Consider the following 22,533-nt stretch of genomic DNA (forward strand, 5'->3'; position numbering starts at 1 on the left):
ATGGCGCGTGTGGAACCAATCCGGCCGTTGCACGAATTGCTCCGCATCCATGCCGAGCGACGCGGCGACCGGATCGCCTACACGGATTCCCAACGCGCCGTGACGTACACGCAACTCCGGCTCCGGGCCGGCCGGCTCGCCGGACACCTCGCCGTGTCCGGCGTCGACCGCGGCGACCGGGTCGCGATGCTGCTCGGCAACCGGATCGAGACCATCGAGGTCTACCTCGCCGCCGCCCGCGCCGCCGCCGTCGCCGTCCCGCTCAACCCGGACGCCGCCGACGACGAACTCGCCCACTTCCTGACGGACTCCGGCGCGACCGTGCTGGTCACCGACGAAACCCACCTCGACCAGGTGCGCCGCACCGGCACCGACGCCACCGTCGTGCTCGTCGGGCGCCGGGCACCGGACTGCGTCTCCTACGAGGACCTCGCCGGGACCGAGCCGCCGTGCCCGCCCCGCGACGACCTCGGCCTGGACGAACCCGCCTGGATGCTCTACACCTCCGGCACCACCGGCCGCCCCAAGGGCGTGGTTTCCGCACAGCGCAGCGGCCTGTGGTCCGCGATGCACTGCGACGTGCCGTCCTGGCGGCTGACCGAGGACGACGAACTGCTCTGGCCCGCACCGCTGTTCCACAGCCTCGGCCACCACCTCTGCCTGCTCGCCGTCCTCACGGTCGGCGCGTCCGCCCGTATCCTGGGCGGCTTCGTCGCGCGCGACGTCCTCGACGCCCTGGCCGAACACTCCAGCACCGTGCTCGTCGGCGTGCCGACGATGTACCGCTACCTCCTCGGCGCCGTGTCCGGCGAGCCGCGGGCCCGCGCGCTGCGCGTGGCGCTGGTCGCCGGATCCACCTCGCCGGCGTCGCTCACCAGGGATTTCGAGGCGACGTTCGGCGTGCCCCTGCTCGACACGTACGGCTGCACCGAGACGACCGGCTCGCTCACCGCCAACACCCTGGACGACGCGCGGGTTCCCGGCTCGTGCGGGCTGCCCGTGCCGGGCCTGTCGCTGCGGTTCGTCGACCCGGTGTCCGGCGCCGACGTGGCACCCGGCCAGGAGGGCGAGCTGTGGGCGAGCGGGCCGAGCCTCATGCTCGGCTACCACGCCCAGCCGGAGGCGACCGCCCAGGTGCTCGTGGACGGCTGGTACCGCACCGGGGACCTCGCACGTCAGGCCGAGACCGGACACGTGACGATCACCGGCCGGGTCAAGGAGCTGATCATCCGCGGCGGGGAGAACATCCACCCCCGGGAGATCGAGACCGTCGCCCAGGAGGTGGCCGGTGTCCGGGACGCCGCCGCGGCGGGCCGCCCGCACCCCGTCCTCGGCGAAATACCCGTGCTCTACGTCGTTTCCGACGGCCCCCGCGTCCCCGCCGAGGCGATCCTCGCCGAGTGCCGCCGCCGGCTCGCCTACTTCAAGGTGCCCGACGAGATCTGGCACGTCACCACGATCCCCCGCACCGCGTCGGGCAAGGTCCAGCGCGCGCGGCTCGCGGGGCTGCCGGCCCGTCTGGTCGCCACCGGCAGTGGCGAGGCCACGCTGTGCGAACTGGTCTGGGAGCGGCGCGACTTGCCCGACACCCCGTCACCCCGCCAGACGGTCGTCACCCGCCGCGCGGTGGGCGTCGGCCCGGCCGAGATCCCGGACGCGGACCAGGCCCGGCTCTGGGACGAGGCGCTGCGCCGCCAGGCCGCCGAGCCCGGATCGTTCGTGCTGGTGGACACGGACGGCGATGACGACCTCGTCCCCGCCGCGGCCTCGCTCGGCGAACCCCAGATCGCGCTGCGGGCCGGCGTGGCCTACGTGCCCCGGCTGGTACGCGCGGACACCACCCCCCTGCCGACCGCGCAGTGGGCGCTGCGCCCGCCCGCCTCCGGAACGCTCCGCGACCTCGCCGTCGCCCCGCTCGACGTCCCGCCGCGCCCCCTGGCCGCCGGCGAGGTCCGCATCGACGTCCGCGCCGCGGGGCTGAACTTCCGCGACGTGCTGATCGCGCTCGGCACCTACCCGGGCGAGGGCGAGATGGGCGGGGAGGCCGCCGGCATCGTGACCGAGGTCGGACCCGGCGTCGACGATCTGGCCCCCGGCGACCGCGTGTTCGGTCTCGTGCAGGACGCGTTCCGGCGCAGCGTGGTCGCGGACCGGCGGCTGGTCGCACGGATCCCACGGGGATGGTCGTTCCCCATCGCCGCGTCCGTGCCCATCGTGTTCGCCACCGCCTGGTACGGCCTCGTCGACGCGGGCGAGCTGCGCCCCGGCCAGAAGGTCCTGGTCCACGCCGCGACGGGCGGTGTCGGCATGGCGGCCACCCGGATCGCCCGCCACCTCGGCGCCGAGGTGTACGCCACCGCCAGTCCCGCCAAACAACACCTGCTGCACGCCGACGGCTTCGACACCGACCATGTGGCGAACTCCCGCAGCGCCGCGTTCGCCGACACCTTCCCGCCGGTCGACGTCGTGCTCAACTCGCTCACCGGTGAACTCCTCGACGCGTCCATCGGCCTGCTCGCGCCGGGCGGCCGGTTCGTCGAGATGGGCAAGACCGACATCCGCCACGCCGCCCAGCAGCCGTTCGACCTGGCCGACGTGGACCCCGCGCGCCTGCGGGAGATCCTCGAGATGCTCCTCGACCTGTTCGACCGCGGTGAGCTGTGCCCGCTGCCGGTGCAGCCGTGGGACATCCGCCGTGCGCGGGACGCGTTCGCGTGGATGAGCCACGCCCGGCACACCGGCAAGATGGTCCTCACCGTGCCGCCCCCGATCGGCCCCGACGCGCCGGTCCTGGTCACCGGGGAGGACGCCGACACCGTCGCCGGCCTGCTCCGCGACGAGACCGGACTCACCCATGTGACCACCGCCGCCGAGGAAGCCGCGGACCCCGGCGCGCTCGTGCACGTCCTGCTCGACGGCCCGGCCGGCGCCGAGGCCCACACCCGGCCACGGGCCGCGGAGGGACTCCCCACCGTCACCGTCCGCGCGCTGCCCGGCATCGAACGGCCGGCGCTCACCGGCGACCTGATCGAGAAGGCCATCGCGGGCGGCGGCTCGTACATCGTGGCCCGGACCGGTTCCGCCGGGGCGCGGGCCGCGACGATGGCGGGCGCCACGCCCCCGATCCTCACCGCACTGACCGGACCGGCCGAGCCCGACGCCACGGAACAGGAGTGGGCGAACCGCCTCGCCGCGGCCCGTGCGGGCCGGGAGGACGTACTGCTCGACCTGGTCCGCGACAGCGTCGCCACCGTCCTGGGCCTGCCGGGCGCCGGACACTGCTCCCCGGACCGCACCTTCCGCGAGAACGGCCTCGACTCGCTCACCACCGTCGAGTTCACCAACACCGTCGCCGCGCGGACGGGTCTGCGGGTGCCCGCGTCAACCGCCTTCGACCACCCCACTCCGCGTGCGTTCGCCGCCCACCTCGCCGGCTCCGCGACAGCGGCACCCACGACCGCCCAGACCCTCGGCTCCGGCGACCCCGTCGCGATCGTCGGCATGGCGTGCCGACTGCCCGGCGGGGTCGCCTCGCCGGAGGACCTGTGGCGGCTCGTCGCCGCCGGTACCGAGGCGATCACCGAGTTCCCCACCGACCGGGGCTGGGACGTCGACGCGCTGTACGACCCGGACCCGGACGCGGCCGGCCGCTCCACGACACGCCACGGCGGATTCCTGGCCGGCGCCGGGTTCGACGCCGCGTTCTTCGGCATCAGTCCGAACGAGGCGCTGGCGATGGACCCCCAGCAGCGCCTGATCCTGGAGACCTCCTGGGAGGCGTTCGAGAACGCCGGCATCGTGCCGGGCAGGCTCCGGGAGAGCGACACCGGCGTGTTCATGGGCGCGTTCAACCAGGGCTACGGCGTCGGCCGGGACCTGGGCGGGCTCGGCGTCACGGCGACGCAGACCAGCGTCCTGTCCGGGCGCCTCTCGTACGTGTACGGACTTCAGGGCCCGGCGGTCACGGTCGACACGGCGTGCTCGTCGTCGCTGGTCGCCCTGCACCAGGCGGCACAGGCACTGCGAGCCGGGGAGTGCTCCCTGGCGCTGGCCGGCGGTGTCACCGTCATGGCGACACCGCAGAGCTTCGTGGAGTTCTCCCGGCAGCGCGGACTCTCCCCGGACGGACGGTGCAAGGCGTTCGCCGACGCGGCGGACGGGACCGGCTTCGCCGAGGGCGTCGGCGTTCTCGTGCTGGAGCGGCTCTCCGACGCCGAGCGCAACGGACACACCGTCCTCGCGGTCGTCCGCGGCTCGGCGGTGAACCAGGACGGCGCCTCCAACGGACTGTCCGCCCCCAACGGCGTCGCCCAGCAGCGCGTGATCCGGCAGGCGTTGGTGAACGCCGGACTGCGCGCCGCCGATGTGGACGTGGTGGAGGCGCACGGCACCGGCACGCGGCTGGGCGACCCGATCGAGGCGCAGGCCGTCCTCGCGGCCTACGGGCAGGACCGCGACACACCGCTCTACCTCGGTTCGTTGAAGTCGAACATCGGTCATGCGCAGGCGGCTGCGGGTGTCGCCGGCGTCATCAAGATGGTCATGGCGATGCGGCATGGGATCGCGCCGAAGACGCTGCATGTGGACGAGCCGTCGTCGCATGTGGACTGGTCGGCCGGTGCGGTGGAACTGCTCACCGAGGCGAGGGCGTGGCCCGAGTCGGATCGGGCACCGCATGCGGGTGTGTCGTCGTTCGGGGTGAGCGGTACGAACGCGCACGTGATCCTTGAGGGTGTTCCCGGGCCGTCGCGTGTGGAGTCGGTTGGTGACGGGTTGGTGCCGTTGCCGGTGTCGGCTCGTGGTGAGGTGAGTCTGCGGGGGCAGGTGGAGCGGCTGGAGGGGTATCTGCGCGGGGGTGGTGTGGATGTGGCCGCGGTCGCGCAGGGGTTGGTGCGTGAGCGTGCTGTCTTCGGTCACCGTGCGGTGTTGCTGGGCGATGCCCGGGTGACGGGTGTGGCGGTGGACCAGCCGCGCACGGTGTTCGTCTTCCCCGGCCAGGGTGCTCAGTGGGTGGGCATGGGTGTGGAACTCATGGACCGTTCTGCGGTGTTCGCGGCTCGTATGGAGGAGTGTGCGCGGGCGTTGTTGCCGCACACCGGCTGGGATGTGCGGGAGATGCTGTCGCGACCGGATGCGGCGGAGCGGGTGGAGGTGGTCCAGCCGGCCAGCTGGGCGGTCGCGGTGAGCCTGGCCGCGCTGTGGCAGGCGCATGGGGTCGTGCCGGACGCGGTGGTCGGACATTCGCAGGGCGAGATCGCGGCGGCGTGTGTGGCCGGAGCCCTCAGCGTTGAGGACGCGGCCCGTGTGGTGGCGTTGCGCAGTCAGGTCATCGCGGCGCGACTGGCCGGGCGGGGGGCGATGGCTTCGGTGGCGTTGCCGGCCGGTGAAGTGGGTCTGGTCGAGGGCGTGTGGATCGCGGCGCGTAACGGCCCGTCTTCGACGGTGGTGGCGGGGGAGCCGTCGGCGGTGGAGGAAGTGGTGGCGCGGTATGAGGCCGAAGGCGTACGGGTGCGCCGTATCGCGGTCGACTACGCCTCCCACACGCCTCACGTGGAAGCCATCGAGGACGAGTTGGCCAAGGTACTGGAGGGGGTGGCTGGGAAGGCCGCGTCGGTGGCGTGGTGGTCGACCGTGGACAGCGCCTGGGTGACGGAGCCGGTGGAGGAGGGCTACTGGTACCGGAACCTGCGTCGCCCCGTCGCGCTGGACGCGGCGGTGGCGGAGCTGGATGGGTCGGTGTTCGTGGAGTGCAGTGCCCATCCGGTGCTGCTGCCGGCGATGGAACAGGCCCACACGGTGGCGTCGTTGCGCACCGGTGACGGCGGCTGGGAGCGATGGCTGACAGCGTTGGCGCAGGCGTGGACCCTGGGCGCGGCAGTGGACTGGGGCACGGTGGTCGAACCGGTGCCAGGACGGCTGCTGGATCTGCCCACCTACGCGTTCGAGCACAGGCGGTACTGGCTGGAGGCGGCCGGTGCCACCGATCTGTCCGCGGCCGGGCTGACCGGGGCGGCGCATCCGATGCTGGCCGCCGTCACGGCACTACCCGCCGACGATGATGGTGGTGTTGTTCTCACTGGCCGGATCTCGTTGCGTACGCATCCCTGGCTGGCTGATCATGCGGTGCGGGGCACGGTTCTGCTGCCGGGTACGGCGTTTGTGGAGCTGGTCATCCGGGCCGGTGACGAGACCGGTTGCGGGGTGGTGGATGAGCTGGTCATCGAGACCCCGCTCGTGGTGCCGGTGTCCGCAGCGGTGGATGTGTCGGTGACGGTGGAAGGGGCTGATGAGGCCGGACGGCGGCCGGTGACCGTCCACGCGCGTACCGAGGGCACCGGCAGCTGGACCCGGCACGCCAGCGGCACCCTGACCCCCGACACCCCCGACACCCCCAACGCTTCCGGTGAGCCGTCCTCGCAGTGGCCTCCGGCCGCGGCCGTGGCCGTCGACGTCTCGGGGTTCTATGACGAACTGCGGGATGCCGGTTATGAGTACGGGTCGGCGTTCCAGGGGTTGCGGGCTGCCTGGCGTGATGGTGACACCGTGTATGCCGAGGTGGCGCTGGCCGAGGAGCAGGCCGCCGAGGCGGGCGGTTTCGGTGTGCACCCGGCACTGCTCGACGCGGCCCTGCACGCCGGGCGCCTCGACGCGGGCGGCGGGATCGAGCTGCCGTTCTCCTGGACGGGCGTGCGCCTGAACGCCACCGGGGCCGCCGCGGTGCGTGTCGCCCTCACCCGGGGGGAGGCCGGCGTCGCCGTGCGCGTGGCCGACCCGGATGGCCGTCCTGTCGTGTCGGTGGACTCGCTGGTGCTGAGGGAGCGGGCCGACACGCCGTCGGGGCCGAACCCGCTCCGGTTGGAGTGGCTCGCGGTCGCCGAGGCGGTCTACGACGGTGACCTGCCCGAGGGACATGTCCTGATCACCGCCGCCCACCCCGACGACCCCGAGGACATACCCACCCGCGCCCACACCCGCGCCACCCGCGTCCTGACCGCCCTGCAACACCACCTCACCACCACCGACCACACCCTCATCGTCCACACCACCACCGACCCCGCCGGCGCCACCGTCACCGGCCTCACCCGCACCGCCCAGAACGAACACCCCCACCGCATCCGCCTCATCGAAACCGACCACCCCCACACCCCCCTCCCCCTGGCCCAACTCGCCACCCTCGACCACCCCCACCTCCGCCTCACCCACCACACCCTCCACCACCCCCACCTCACCCCCCACCACACCACCACCCCACCCACCACCACCCCCCTCAACCCCGAACACGCCATCATCATCACCGGCGGCTCCGGCACCCTCGCCGGCATCCTCGCCCGCCACCTGAACCACCCCCACACCTACCTCCTCTCCCGCACCCCACCCCCCGACACCACCCCCGGCACCCACCTCCCCTGCGACGTCGGCGACCCCCACCAACTCGCCACCACCCTCGCCCACATCCCCCAACCCCTCACCGCCATCTTCCACACCGCCGCCACCCTCGACGACGGCATCATCGACGCCCTCACCCCCGACCGCCTCACCACCGTCCTCCACCCCAAAGCCAACGCCGCCTGGCACCTGCACCACCTCACCCAAAACCAACCCCTCACCCACTTCGTCCTCTACTCCAGCGCCGCCGCCGTCCTCGGCAGCCCCGGACAAGGAAACTACGCCGCCGCCAACGCCTTCCTCGACGCCCTCGCCACCCACCGCCACACCCTCGGCCAACCCGCCACCTCCATCGCCTGGGGCATGTGGCACACCACCAGCACCCTCACCGGACAACTCGACGACGCCGAGCGGCAGCGGGTGCGCGACGGGTTCCGGCCGCTCACCGAGGCCGAGGGCACCCACTTCATCGACGCGAGCCTCGCCGCGGACGTGCCGTTCATGGTCGCGGCGATTCCCACCGAGCCCGTCCGCCAGCGGACCGAGCGCCGCACCGCCGCCCGTGCGGAGGACGACCGCGACCGCGATCGTGACCTGCTGGCCATCGTGTGTGCGGCCACGGCCGCCGTGCTCGGCCACGCCGACGCCTCCGAGATCACGCCCACGACGGCGTTCAAGGACCTCGGCATCGACTCGCTCAGCGGTGTCCGGTTGCGCAACAGCCTCGCCGAGACGACCGGGGTACGGCTCTCCGCGACGGCCGTCTTCGACCACCCGACACCGGCCGCGCTCGCCGCCCGCCTGGATGAGGAACGGCGGGGTGAGCCGGCCCCTGCCGCTCCGGCGGCGACAGTGCCCGCACCGACGGTGGCGGGGAACGAGCCGCTGGCGATCGTGGCCATGGCGTGCCGGATGCCCGGTGGCGTGGGGTCACCTGAGGACCTGTGGCGGCTGGTCGACTCCGGCGGGGACGCGATCACCGAGTTCCCCGCCGATCGCGGCTGGGACCTCGCCGCGCTCTACGACCCGAACCCCGACGCGGTCGGCAAGGTTTCCGTGCGCCATGGCGGCTTCCTCACCGGCGCCGCCGACTTCGACGCCGCGTTCTTCGGGATCAGCCCGCGTGAGGCGCTGGCGATGGACCCGCAGCAGCGTCTGGTCCTCGAAGCGTCGTGGGAGGCGTTCGAGCGGGCGGGCATCCTGCCCGAAAGCGTCCGCGGCAGCGACACCGGCGTATTCATGGGCGCGTTCACCCAGGGCTACGGCGCGGGCGTGGACCTGGGCGGTTTCGGGGCGACCGGCACGCCGACCAGCGTTCTCTCCGGGCGGCTCTCCTACTACTTCGGTCTGGAGGGCCCGTCGGTCACCGTCGACACGGCGTGTTCGTCGTCGCTGGTGGCGCTGCACCAGGCCGCGCGGTCGCTGCGCTCGGGGGAGTGCTCGCTCGCCCTGGTCGGCGGTGTCACGGTGATGGCGACGACGACCGGGTTCGTCGAGTTCTCCCGGCAGCGCGGGCTCGCCCCCGACGGCCGTGCCAAGGCCTTCGCGGACACCGCGGACGGCACCAGCTTCGCCGAGGGCGCCGGTGTCCTCGTGCTGGAGCGGCTCTCCGACGCCACTCGCCACGGCCACCCCGTGCTGGCGCTGGTGCGTGGCTCCGCGGTCAACTCCGACGGCGCGTCGAACGGGCTGTCCGCCCCGAACGGGCCCGCGCAGCAGCGCGTCATCCAGCGTGCGCTCGCCGACGCCGGCCTGGCGCCGGGCGACGTCGACGCCGTGGAGGCGCACGGCACCGGCACCCGTCTCGGCGACCCCGTCGAGGCCCAGGCCCTGCAAGTGGCGTACGGGCGCGAACGTGTGCATCCGCTGCTGATCGGCTCGCTCAAGTCGAACATCGGCCACACCCAGGCCGCGGCCGGCGTCGCCGGCGTCATCAAGATGGTCATGGCGATGCGGCACGGCGTCCTGCCGCGCACGCTGCACGTCGACGAGCCTTCCCGGCACGTCGACTGGGACGGCGACATCCGGCTGCTGCACCGCAGCGAGCCGTGGCCGGTCACCGGGCGCGCCCGGCGTGCGGGTGTCTCGTCGTTCGGCATCAGCGGCACCAATGCCCACGTCGTCCTGGAGGCCGGGCCCCCCGCCGCGCCCGCACCCGCGCCCGCACCCGAAGCCGAGCCGGTGCCCGAGGACGTGGTCTGGCCGATGTCGGCCCGGACCCCGGAGGGACTGCGGGACGTCGCGGGACAGCTGGCCCCGCTCACCGGCGCCGCGGCCGCGGTCGGCCACTCGCTCGCCACCACCCGGACGGCCATGCGCCACCGGGCGGTCGTGCCGGCCCGAGAGGCGGAGGCGTTCGCCCGTGGTGCCGAAGTGCCGGGGGCCGTGACGGGAACCGCCGACGTCACCGACACACGTGTCGTGTTCGCCTTCCCCGGGCAGGGCTCCCAGTGGGCCGGCATGGGTGCCGAACTGCTCGCCACCGAGCCCGTGTTCGCCCGGCGGCTCCGCGAGTGCGCCACGGCGCTCGCCCCGCACACCGGATGGGACCTGCTGGACGTCATCGCCCAGCGGCCCGGAGCGCCCGCGTTCGACCGGGTCGATGTCGTGCAGCCCGCGTCGTTCGCGGTGATGGTGGCGCTGGCGGAGCTGTGGCGTGCGCACGGGGTCGCCCCGGCCGCGGTCGTCGGCCACTCCCAGGGCGAAGTCGCCGCGGCCTGCGTCGCCGGGGTGCTCACCCTGGACGACGCCGCGAAGGTCGTCGCGGTGCGCAGCCGACTCGTCGCCACCGAACTGGCCGGGCAGGGCGGCATGGTCTCGGTGCCGCCCGCCGACTTCGACGCCGCCGTGTGGGCCGGGCGCCTGGAGGTCGCCGCGGTCAACGGACCCGCGTCGATCGTTGTCGCCGGTGCGGCCGACGCCGTGGAGGAGCTGCTGGCCGCCACCCCCCGCGCCCGCCGGATCGCCGTCGACTACGCGTCGCACACCGCGCATGTCGAAACGATCCGCGGCGCGCTGCTCGACGCGCTCGCCGGCATCACCCCGCGCACGCCGGACGTCCCGTTCTTCTCCACCGTGGACGAGGCGTGGCTGGACCGGCCCGCGGACGCCGCCTACTGGTACGACAACCTGCGCCGCACCGTTCGGTTCGCTGCCGCGACCGGCCACCTGGCGGACCGCGGATACCGCGCGTTCGTCGAGGTCAGCGCGCACCCCGTGCTCACCACCGCACTGGAGGACACGCTCGCCGGGCATGCGCATACGGTCGTCACCGGCACACTGCGGCGAGGCGAGGGCGGCCTGGACCGCTTCACTCGGTCGCTCGCCGCGCTCTGGGTCCGGGGCGTGCCCGTCACCTGGTCGTTCGCGACGCGTCGGGTGGTGCCGCTGCCCACGTACCCGTTCCGCCGTGACCGCTACTGGATCGACGCGGAACCGGCGGGAACGTCCGGCCACCCGCTGCTCGGCTCGTTGGTCGACCTCGCCGACGGCGAGGGCGCGCTGGCCACCGCGGTGTTCTCGGTACGCCGTCAGCCCTGGCTCGCCGACCACGAGGTGGACGGCCGGGTCATCGTGCCCGGCTCGGCGCTCGTGGAACTGCTCGCCGCAGCGGGGGCCCGGCTCGGCACGCCGGAGATCGCGGAGCTGACGATCGTCGCGCCGGTGGTGGTCGACGGCGACGGCGACACGGAGATCCAGGCCACCGTCGGAACCGAGGTGTCCGGACGGCGGTCGGTGAGTCTGCACAGCCGTACCGGCACGGGCCCCTGGGCGCTCAGTGCGACCGGAGCGCTGAGCGTGGACACCGGCGGTCCGGCGGAGCCCGTGGACTGGCCGCCCGCCGACGCCGACCCGGCCGACCTGACCGGCTTCTACGACGCGCTGCCGCTCTCGTACGGGCCCGCGTTCCGGGCCATGACCGCGATGTGGACGGGGGAGGGCCGCGCCTACGCGTCGGTCCGCCTCGCCGAACAGCTCACCGACGCCCGGTACGGGCTGCACCCCGTGCTGCTCGACGCGGCCCTGCACGCGCTCGGGACGATCTTCACGGACCCGGAGCGGCGCCGGCTGGCGTTCTCCTGGTCCGGCGTGCGGATCCACGCGCGCGCCGCGACCGCGCTGCGTGTGCTGCTGGAACGCGTCGGCCCCGACATGGTCCGCATCGTTGCCACGGACGAGCACGGCTCACCGGTCCTCGACGTCGACAGCCTGACCGTGCGGGCCGCCGACCCCGATGCCGAGGCGCTGTTCGAGATCGCCTGGGTGCCCGTGCCCGCGTCAGCCGTCCCCGACTGGACGTACCTCGCCGACGTGCCCGACGGCGACCACCCCCCGGTCGTGGTCCTGGCCGTGGAACCCGGCGACCCGGGCACCTCGCCCGGCGCCCGGACCCGGGAGCTGGGCCGCGACCTGCTCACCACCGTGCAGACCTGGCTCGCCGAGCCGGGCTGGGCGCGATCCCGGCTCATCGTGGCCACCCGTACCGGCGATCCCGCGCAGGAAGCTCTCGGCGGCCTGGTCCGGACGGCGGAGACGGAGCATCCCGGCCGCGTCGCCCTGATCGAAGCGGACGAGATCACGCCCGCCGCCATAGCGGCCGGGCTCGCCGCCGGCGACGAGCCGCACGTCCGGGTCGCCGACGGCACAGCGCGTGCGGCCCGTCTGCGCCGTGTCGCCGCGGCCACCGGAACCTCCCCGCTGACCGGCGGGACCGTCCTCGTCACCGGCGGCACCGGCGGGCTCGGCCGCCTCCTCGTGGACCACCTGCTCACCGTGCACGAGGCCGCCGAGGTCGTCGTGGTGTCCCGCAACGGCCGGCCCGGCGACACACCGGAGGACGACCGCGTGCGGTACGTGGCCGCCGACGTCGTCGACCGCGGCGAGCTGGCCGCCGTCGTCGCCGACGTCGCCCAGCGGCTGCGCGCCGTCGTGCACATGGCCGGGATCGTCGACGACGCGGCCGTGACGACCATGCGGCCGGAGCAGTGGGACGCCGTGCTGCGGGTCAAGGCGGATGTCGCCTGGCACCTGCACGAGCTGACGCGCGATCTCGACCTCGCCGCGTTCGTCCTGTACTCGTCCATATCCGCCACGTTCGGCGGCGCGGGCCAGGCGAACTACGCGACCGGCAACGCGTTCCTCGACGCGCTCGCCCGCCACCGGCGCCACCAGGGGCTGCCCGCCGTCTCGCTCGCCTGGGGACTGTGGGACGCGGCGGACGGGATGGGCGGGCGGCTGACCGCCACCGACCTGGCCCGCATCGCCCGCAACGGCATGACCCCGATGACGGCCGTACAGGGGCTCGCCCTGTTCGACGCGGCCCTGCACACCGACCGGCCCGCGCTCGTGCCGATCCGGCTCGACCTCGCCGCCGTCGCCGCGTCCGACCGGGTCCCGCCGGTCCTGCGCACCCTCGTGCCGGCCGTCCGGCGCACGTCCGCACCTCCGGCCGCGCGCGACATGCTCGACCTCGTCCGTACCAGCGCTGCCGCGGTGCTCGGCCACCGCGACGCCCACGCCATCGCACCCGCGCGCGCGTTCAGGGAAGTGGGCTTCGACTCGCTGACCGGCGTCGAGCTGCGCAACCGGCTGGCCGACGCGACGGGCCTGACACTGCCCGCCACGCTCGTCTTCGACCACCCCACGGCGCAGGCGCTCGCCGCCCACCTGGACGAACTGGCCGGCGCGCGGGCCACCACCCGGCGGCGTACACCGACCGCGGCCGTGCGGCAGGACGAGCCGTTGGCGATCGTGGGGATGGCCTGCCGGCTGCCCGGTGGGGTCGCGTCGCCGGAGGACCTGTGGCGGTTGCTGGAGTCGGGTGGTGACGGGATCACGGCGTTTCCGACGGACCGTGGTTGGGACGTGGACGGGCTGTACGATCCCGATCCGGATCATCCGGGTACGTCGACCGTGCGCCATGGTGGCTTCCTCGCCGGGGTGGCGGACTTCGACGCGGCGTTCTTCGGGATCAGTCCGCGTGAGGCGCTGGCGATGGACCCGCAGCAGCGTCTGGTGCTGGAGACGTCGTGGGAGGCGCTGGAACACGCCGGGATCCTCCCGGAGTCGCTGCGCGGAAGCGACACCGGCGTGTTCATGGGCGGCTACTTCTACGGGTACGGCACTGGAGCCGACCGCGGCGGTTTCGGCGCGACCGGCACCCAGACCAGTGTGCTGTCCGGTCGGCTGTCGTACTTCTACGGTCTGGAGGGTCCGGCGGTCACGGTCGACACGGCGTGTTCGTCGTCGCTGGTGGCGCTGCATCAGGCCGGGCAGTCGCTGCGCTCGGGGGAGTGCTCGCTCGCCCTGGTCGGCGGCGTCACGGTGATGGCCTCGCCGTCCGGCTTCGTGGACTTCTCCCAGCAGCGGGGCCTCTCCCCGGACGGCCGCTGCAAGGCGTTCGCGGATGCGGCTGACGGCACCGGTTTCGCCGAGGGGTCCGGTGTGCTGATCGTCGAGAGGCTCTCCGACGCCGAGCGGCACGGCCACAATGTGCTGGCGGTCGTCCGGGGTTCGGCGGTCAACCAGGACGGTGCTTCCAACGGGTTGTCGGCGCCGAACGGGCCGTCGCAGGAGCGGGTGATCCGGCAGGCCCTGGCCAACGCCGGGCTCACTCCTGCGGATGTGGACGCTGTCGAGGCCCATGGCACCGGGACCAGGCTGGGCGATCCCATCGAGGCACAGGCGGTGCTGGCCACCTACGGGCAGCATCGCGATACCCCGGTGCTGCTGGGCTCGCTGAAGTCCAACATCGGCCACACCCAGGCCGCCGCGGGCGTCGCCGGTGTCATCAAGATGGTCCTCGCCATGCGGCACGGCACCCTGCCGCGCACCCTGCACGTGGACACGCCGTCCTCGCACGTCGACTGGACGGCCGGAGCCGTCGAACTCCTCACCGACGCCCGGCCCTGGCCCGAAACCGACCGGCCACGGCGCGCCGGTGTGTCCTCCTTCGGCGTCAGCGGCACCAACGCCCACATCATCCTCGAAAGCCACCCCCGACCGGCCCCCGAACCCGACACCGCACCCGACACCGGACCGCTGCCCCTGCTGCTCTCGGCACGCACCCCGCAGGCACTCGACGCACAGGTACACCGCCTGCGCGCCCACCTCGCCACCGGCGAGGAGGACGAGCGCGCGGTGGCCGCGGCCCTGCTCGCCCGCACGGCCTTCCCGCACCGGGCCGCGCTGATCGGCACCGACACGGTCACCGGCACCGCAGAACCGGACCGCCGCCTCGTGTGGCTCTTCTCCGGACAGGGCTCACAACGCCCCGGCATGGGCGACGGACTGGCCGCCGCCTACGACGTCTTCGCCCGCACCCGCCGCGAGGTGCTGGACGCCCTCGACGTGCCCGCCGGGCTCGACCTCCACGACACCGGGTACGCCCAGCCCGCGGTGTTCGCGCTCCAGGTCGCACTCGGCGCACAGCTCGAGGCGTGGGGCGTACGCCCGGACGCCCTCGTGGGCCATTCGATCGGCGAGCTGGCCGCCGCGTACGTCGCCGGCGTCTGGTCCCTGGAGGACGCGTGCAGGCTGGTGTCCGCACGGGCCCGCCTGATGCAGGCGCTGCCGCCCGGCGGGGCGATGGCCGCCGTGATCGCGTCGGAACGGGACGCGCTGCCGCTGCTGCGGGACGGCGTGGAGATCGCCGCGGTCAACGGGCCCGCGTCGGTCGTGCTCTCCGGTGACGAGGAGGCGGTGCTCGACGTCGCGGCCCGGCTCGGCCGCTTCACCCGCCTGCGGACCAGCCACGCGTTCCACTCGGCGCGGATGGAGCCGATGCTCGAGGAGTTCCGCAAGGTCGCGGAGGGCCTGACGTACCACGAGCCGAGGATCCCGATGGCCGCGGGCGCCGCCTGCACCACGCCCGAGTACTGGGTACGACAGGTCCGCGACACCGTCCGGTTCGGGGAACAGGTCGCCGCGCACGACGGGGCGGTGCTCCTGGAGATCGGCCCGGACCGGAGCCTGGCCCGGCTCGTCGACGGCATCCCGATGCTGCACGCCGACGACGAACCGCGGTCCGCCCTGACCGCGCTCGCCCGGCTGCACACCGACGGCGTCACGGTCGACTGGCCGAAGGTCATCGACCCCGCGCCGGCGCGCGCCTCGCACCCGCCGACGTACCCGTTCGAGCGGGTCCGCTACTGGCTCGGCACCCAGACCGCGGGCGACGCGGCCCCGGCCGGACAGACGCCGGTCGCGCACCCGGTGCTGACCGCGGCGGTCACCCTGCCCGGCAGCGGCGACCTGGTGCTCACCGGCCGGGTCGACGCCGCCGATCCGCTGGCGCACTCCCTGCACGGCATCGCGGTGCTGCCCGCCGCGGCCCTTCTGGACCTGGCGATCCGGGCGGGCGACGAAGCCGGCTGCGGCGCCCTCGACACGTTCACCGTGGACACCCCCCTCACGCTGCCGCGGTCCGGTGCGCTCGCGCTCTCCGTCACGGTGAGCGCGCCCGGGGCGGACGGCCGCCGCGCGGTCACCGTGCACACGCGGCACGCGGCGGGGGAGTGGACCGAGCACGCGCACGGAATCCTCGCCCACGACCCGCGGACGGCCCCGGCCGTGCGGGAGATGCCGTCGACGTGGCCGCCCGCCACGGCCCGGCCGGTGGACCCCGACGACATCGCCGACCGTCTGGCCCGAGCCGGGTACACGGACGGGCCCGCGCTGCCCCGCCCGCGCGCCGTCTGGGCCGACGACGACGCCGTCTGGGCGGAAGTGGCCCTCGCCGACGGACAGCTCGCCGACGCCGGACGGTACGGCCTGCACCCGGCGCTGCTCGGCGCCGCACTCCGCCTCGCCGCGGAAGGGGACCACCTTCCGTACGCGTTCGACGACGTCCGCGTCCACGCCACCGGCGCCACGGCGGTACGCGTCGCCGTCACCGCCGACGGCGTGCACCTCGCGGACGAGACCGGCGGGCCCGTCGCCACCATCGGCGCCGTGCGCAGGCGCCCCCTGACGATCACGGGAGCCGTTCCGGGCCTGCTGCGCCCGGTGCTGGCCGAGCTCCCGGAGCTGCCGCCCACGACCGCGACGACCGGCCGCCTCGACGACCCGACGGTCCCGGACGTGGTGATCCTCCCCGCGCACGGCGGCGGCGGTGCCCCGCTCGACGACACCCGCGAACTGGGCGCCGGCGTCCTGACCGCCGTACAGCGCTTCCTCACCGACGACCGGTACGCCGACGCGGTCCTGGCCGTCCACACCGGGCCCGGTCTCGCGTCGGCCGCGGCCGCCGGACTGGTGCGGACCGCGCAGGCCGAACACCCCGGCCGGATCGTCCTCGTCGACGCCGCCCCTGACACCGCCGAGTCGCTGCTCGCGGCGGCCACCGCGCTCGATGAGCCCCAGGTGGTGCTGCGTGACGGTCAGGTGTACGCCCGCCGTCTGGCCCCGGCGGTCCCGGCGGGTGACGCTCCGGCGCTCGACCCGGACGGCACCGTGCTCGTCACCGGTGGCTCCGGGACGCTGGCCGGCATCATCAGCCGCCACCTCGTCGAACGCCACGGCGTGCGCCGGCTGCTGATGCTGTCGCGCAGCGGCACGGCGAGCGACGTGCCCGGCGCCGAGGTCACGGCGGTCGCCTGCGATGTCGCCGACCGGGACGAACTCGCCTCCGTACTGGCGGGAATCGACCCGGCGCACCCGCTCACGGCCGTCGTGCACACCGCGGCCGTCCTCGACGACGGCGTCCTCACCGCGCTCACCCCCGACCGGCTCGACACGGTGCTGCGCCCGAAGGTGGACGCCGCGTGGCACCTGCACGAACTCACCCGGGACACGGAACTGGCGGCGTTCGTCCTCTACTCGTCGGCCGCCGGTGTGCTCGGCAGCCCCGGACAGGGCAACTACGCGGCCGCGAACGCGTTCCTCGACGCGCTGGCCGAACAGCGCCGGGCAGCCGGACTGCCCGCGTTGTCCGTGGCCTGGGGCCTGTGGGAACCGGAGAGCGGGCTGACGGCCGGCACCGGCGCCCGCATGCGCCGCGACGGCGTGACGGCGCTGACCGCCGAAGGCGGACTGACGCTGTTCGACGCGGCGTTGCGGTCCTCGGACCCGGCGCTGGTCGCCGCCGACCCGGCCGGCCTCGGCAGCTCGCCTCTGCTGCGCGCACCGCGCCGGGAGCCGCGGCGCCGGGCGGCCGGCGCCACCACCCTCGCCGGCCGGATCGCGCGGCTCTCCGCCGCGGACGCCGAAAAGGACGTGCTCGCCGTCGTCCGGCAGTGCACCGCGGCCGTACTCGGCCACGACGGTGCCGCACGGGTCGAGGCGACCGCCACGTTCAAGGAACTCGGCGTCGACTCGCTCATGGCGATCCGGCTGCGCAACGCCTTCACCGAAGCGACGGGCGTACGGCTGCCCGCCACCGCGGTCTTCGACTTCCCGACGCCGCGCGCCGTCGCGGCGAAGCTCACCGCGGCGCTGTCCGGCCGGACCGGATCGCCGACCCGCACCACGACCGCGGCCGTCCGGCAGGACGAGCCGTTGGCGATCGTGGGGATGGCCTGCCGGCTGCCGGGTGGGGTCGCGTCGCCGGAGGACCTGTGGCGGCTGCTGGAGTCGGGTGGTGACGGGATCACGGCGTTTCCGACGGACCGTGGTTGGGACGTGGACGGGCTGTACGATCCCGATCCGGATCATCCGGGTACGTCGACCGTGCGTCATGGTGGCTTCCTCGCCGGGGTGGCGGACTTCGACGCGGCGTTCTTCGGGATCAGTCCGCGTGAGGCGCTGGCGATGGACCCGCAGCAGCGTCTGGTGCTGGAGACGTCGTGGGAGGCGCTGGAACACGCCGGGATCCTCCCGGAGTCGCTGCGCGGAAGCGACACCGGCGTGTTCATGGGCGCCTTCTCCGACGGGTACGGGCTCGGCACCGACCTGGGCGGTTTCGGCGCGACCGGCACCCAGACCAGTGTGCTGTCCGGTCGGCTGTCGTACTTCTACGGTCTGGAGGGTCCGGCGGTCACGGTCGACACGGCGTGTTCGTCGTCGCTGGTGGCGCTGCACCAGGCCGGGCAGTCGCTGCGCTCGGGGGAGTGCTCGCTCGCCGTGGTCGGCGGCGTCACGGTGATGGCATCGCCGTCCGGCTTCGTCGAGTTCTCCCAGCAGCGGGGTCTCGCGCCCGACGCGCGCTGCAAGGCGTTCGCGGATGCGGCTGACGGCACGGGTTTCGCGGAGGGGTCCGGTGTGCTGATCGTCGAGAGGCTCTCCGACGCCGAGCGCAACGGCCACAATGTGCTGGCGGTCGTGCGTGGTTCGGCGGTCAACCAGGACGGTGCTTCCAACGGGTTGTCGGCGCCGAACGGGCCCTCGCAGGAACGGGTGATCCGGCAGGCCCTGGCCAACGCCGGGCTCACCCCGGCGGACGTGGACGCCGTCGAGGCCCACGGCACCGGCACCAGGCTGGGCGACCCCATCGAGGCACAGGCGGTGCTGGCCACCTACGGGCAGGGGCGCGACACCCCGGTGCTGCTGGGCTCGCTGAAGTCCAACATCGGCCACACCCAGGCCGCCGCGGGTGTCGCCGGTGTCATCAAGATGGTTCTCGCCATGCGGCACGGCACCCTGCCCCGCACTCTGCACGTGGACACGCCGTCCTCGCACGTCGACTGGACGGCCGGAGCCGTCGAACTCCTCACCGACGCCCGGCCCTGGCCCGAAACCGACCGCCCGCGGCGCGCCGGTGTGTCCTCCTTCGGCGTCAGCGGCACCAACGCCCACGTCCTGCTGGAAGCCCACCCGGCCGGGGAGCCGCCGGCCGCGAAGCCCGGTGAGCCGCTGATCGCCACGCCGCTCACACCACTGCCCGTCTCGGCGCGGACCGCCACGGCCCTCGACGGCCAGGTCCGCCGACTCCGCGAGCACCTCGCCGCCCGTCCCGGCCACGACCCGCGCGCCATCGCCGCGGGCCTGCTCGCCAGGCGTACGACGTTCCCGCACCGCGCCGTGCTGCTCGACGACGACGTCGTCACCGGCACGGCGCTCACCGAGCCGCGCACCGTCTTCGTCTTCCCCGGACAAGGACCGCAGTGGCGCGGCATGGGCGTCGAACTGATGGCGGCCTCCCCGGTGTTCGCCGCCAGGATGCGCCAATGCGCCGACGCGCTGATCCCGCACACGGGCTGGGACCCCATCGCCATGCTCGACGACCCGGAGGTGACCCGCCGCGTCGACGTCGTGCACCCCGTCTGCTGGGCCGTCATGGTGTCGCTGGCCGCCGTGTGGGAGGCCGCGGGCGTACGCCCGGACGCCGTCATCGGACACTCCCAGGGCGAGATCGCCGCAGCCTGTGTCGCCGGAGCGCTCACCCTGGAGGACGGTGCCCGCCTCGTCGCGCTGCGCAGCGCCCTGCTCCTGCGCGAACTCGCCGGACGCGGCGCGATGGGCTCGGTCGCGCTCCCGGCCGCCGACGTCGAGGCGGATGCCGCCCGGATCGACGGCGTCTGGGTCGCGGGCCGCAACGGCGCCACCACCACGACCGTCGCCGGGCGCCCGGACGCCGTCGAAACGCTGATCGCCGACTACGAGGCCCGCGGCGTCTGGGTGCGCCGCATCGCCGTCGACTGCCCGACCCACACCCCGTTCGTCGACCCGCTGTACGACGAACTTCAGCGGATCGTCGCGGACACCACCTCGCGCACGCCCGAGATCCCGTGGTTCTCCACCGCCGACGAACGCTGGATCGACGCGCCGCTCGACGACGAGTACTGGTTCCGCAACATGCGCCACCCCGTGGGCTTCGCCACGGCCGTGACCGCTGCCCGCGAGCCGGGTGACACCGTGTTCGTCGAGGTCAGCGCGCACCCCGTGCTGCTGCCCGCGATCGACGGCGCGACCGTCGCCACGCTCCGCCGCGGCGGGGGAGTCCACCGGCTGCTCACCGCGCTGGCCGAGGCGCACACGACCGGCGTGTCCGTCGACTGGGCGGCGGTCGTCCCCGCGACGGTGACGGCACACGACCTGCCCACGTACGCCTTCCACCATGAGCGCTACTGGATCGAGACCGCGGTCGGCACGGACGCTTCCGGCCTCGGACTCGACGCCGTCGACCACCCGCTGCTCGCCGCGTCGGTGGCGCTCCCCGACTCCGACGAAGTGCTGCTCACCGGCCGGTTCTCGCTGGCCACCCACCCATGGCTGGCCGGCCACTCCGTCGACGGCGCCGTACTGCTGCCCGGACCCGCCTTCCTGGAACTGGCCGGACGCGGCGCCGACGAGGCAGGCTGCGACCTGCTCGACGAACTGGTCGTCGAGACACCGCTGGTCCTGCCCGCCACCGGCGCCGTCCAGGTGCGCGTGACCGTCGCCGCGCCCGACGGCACCGGACGCCGTGCCGTGCGCGTCCACGCCCGGACGGATGGCGACCGGACGTGGACCCGCCACGCCTCCGGCTTCGCCGGCATCGCCACCACCGAACCGGCCACCACGCCGGGGCCCTGGCCGCCCGAGCACGCGGAACCGGTCGACGTCGCGGCCTTCTACCAGCGACTCGACGACGCGGGATACGAGTTCGGCCCCGAGTTCCGCGGCATGTCCGCCGCGTGGAGCCACGGAGACACCGTCTGCGCCGAAGTCGCCCTCGACGGCGCCCTCGCCAGGGACGCCGCCCGCTACACACTGCACCCGGCGCTGCTCGTCACCGCGCTGCAAGCGGGCAGCATCGGCGCGGCCGCCGAGAACGCGGGGGTACGGTTGCCGTTCGCGTTCACCGGCGTCCGTGTCCACACCAGCGGCGCCACGAAACTGCGCGTCACCTTCGTCCACGGCGAGGGCGAGGGCGGCGCCCGCGTGCACCTCGCCGACGAGCTGGGACGGCCGGTGGCTCAGATCGGCTCGCTCATCACCCGGCCCCCCGCCACGACGGGCCTCGACGGGGACGTGCGGCTGTTCCGGCGCACCTGGACCGGCGTCCGGGCCCCCGCGGCACCCAGCACCACGGCCCGCCGGTACACCGACCTCGGCGACGACGCCACGCCCGACGTCATCGTCGTCCCGGCATCCGGTCCCGACGAGGTCCGTACCGCACTGGACGACCCGAGGACCGACGGCGCGACGCTGGTGGTGTCCGCCGAGGCCGGTCCCGTCGCCGGCGCCGTCGCCGCACTGCTCGACACCGCGGAACCGGGCCGGCTCGTGCTCGTGGAGACCACCGACACGGTCACCCCCCGCCGCGCCGCCGCCCTCTCCCGCCTCGACGAACCGCACCTGCGCCTGGCCGACGGGCGCCTCGAAGCGCCCCGCCTCGTCCCCGCCCCGCCCACCACGGCCGCGGCCTCGTACGGCGACACCGTCCTCCTCGTGGGCGGTTCGGAGGAACTCGCCGGACACCTCGGCGGACACGGCGCCGAAGTGATCCGGTACGAGCCGGGCACAGTGCCGGAAACCCCGGTGACCGCGGTCGTCCACGCGGACGGCACCGCCGAGTCGGCCTGGGAACTGCACCGCCTGACCCGCGACCTCGACCTGACCGCGTTCGTTCTCGCCGTTCCGTCCGGCGAGGCGGCCGGACCGCTCCAGGCCCTGGCCGACCTGCGCCGGGCACAAGGCCTGCCGGCCGTGGCGTTCACCGCCGCGGCGGACCGGCTGACCGACCTCCTCGACGCCGCGTGCGCCACCGGGGAAGCCGTGGTGGTGGCGACCGCCCCACCCGGGCCCGGCGACCCGTCACCGCTGTGGCGACCGACCCAGCGCCCCACCCGGCGCTCCGCGACCGACGGCGGCTCCCTGCTGGAACGCCTGCCGGACCTGCCCCACAAGGAACGGGAACAGGTGCTGCTCGGCGTCGTCCGCGACACCGCGGCCACCCTGCTGGGCCACACCGACGCGGCGGCGGTCACGGCCACCACGGCGTTCAAGGACCTCGGGGTCGACTCGCTCACCGCGCTCGGCCTGCGCAACCGGCTCTCCGAGGCCCTCGGTATTCCGCTGCCGGCCACGCTCGTCTTCGACTATCCCGCCGCCGGCGCGCTCACCCGTCATCTGCTGACCCTCCTGGCCCCGGACGACAACGGGACCCCGGACGGCGGCGAACCACCGGCACAGCCACCCGCGAGCACCCCGACCGCGGAGCCGGACGACGAACTGTTCGACGACATGGACGCAGACGCGCTCATCGCGCACGTGCTGAAGGGATGA

General features: G+C 74.2%; 1 protein-coding gene. It reads left to right on the top strand.

The window, feature by feature from the left end; translation table 11 throughout:
- Entirely contained in the window at positions 1-22,533 is a 22,533-nt protein-coding gene (gene fkbB / locus PS467_RS39445; RefSeq protein WP_432280695.1) for a tacrolimus type I polyketide synthase FkbB, read from the top strand.

This window comes from Streptomyces luomodiensis (genome assembly GCF_031679605.1).
GTDB classification, from domain to species: Bacteria; Actinomycetota; Actinomycetes; order Streptomycetales; family Streptomycetaceae; genus Streptomyces; species Streptomyces luomodiensis.

Bases quoted from the DNA above. Each gene is read 5' to 3' on its own strand.
- fkbB (WP_432280695.1), top strand. From the start codon at position 1: ATGGCGCGTGTGGAACCAATCCGGCCGTTGCACGAATTGCTCCGCATC.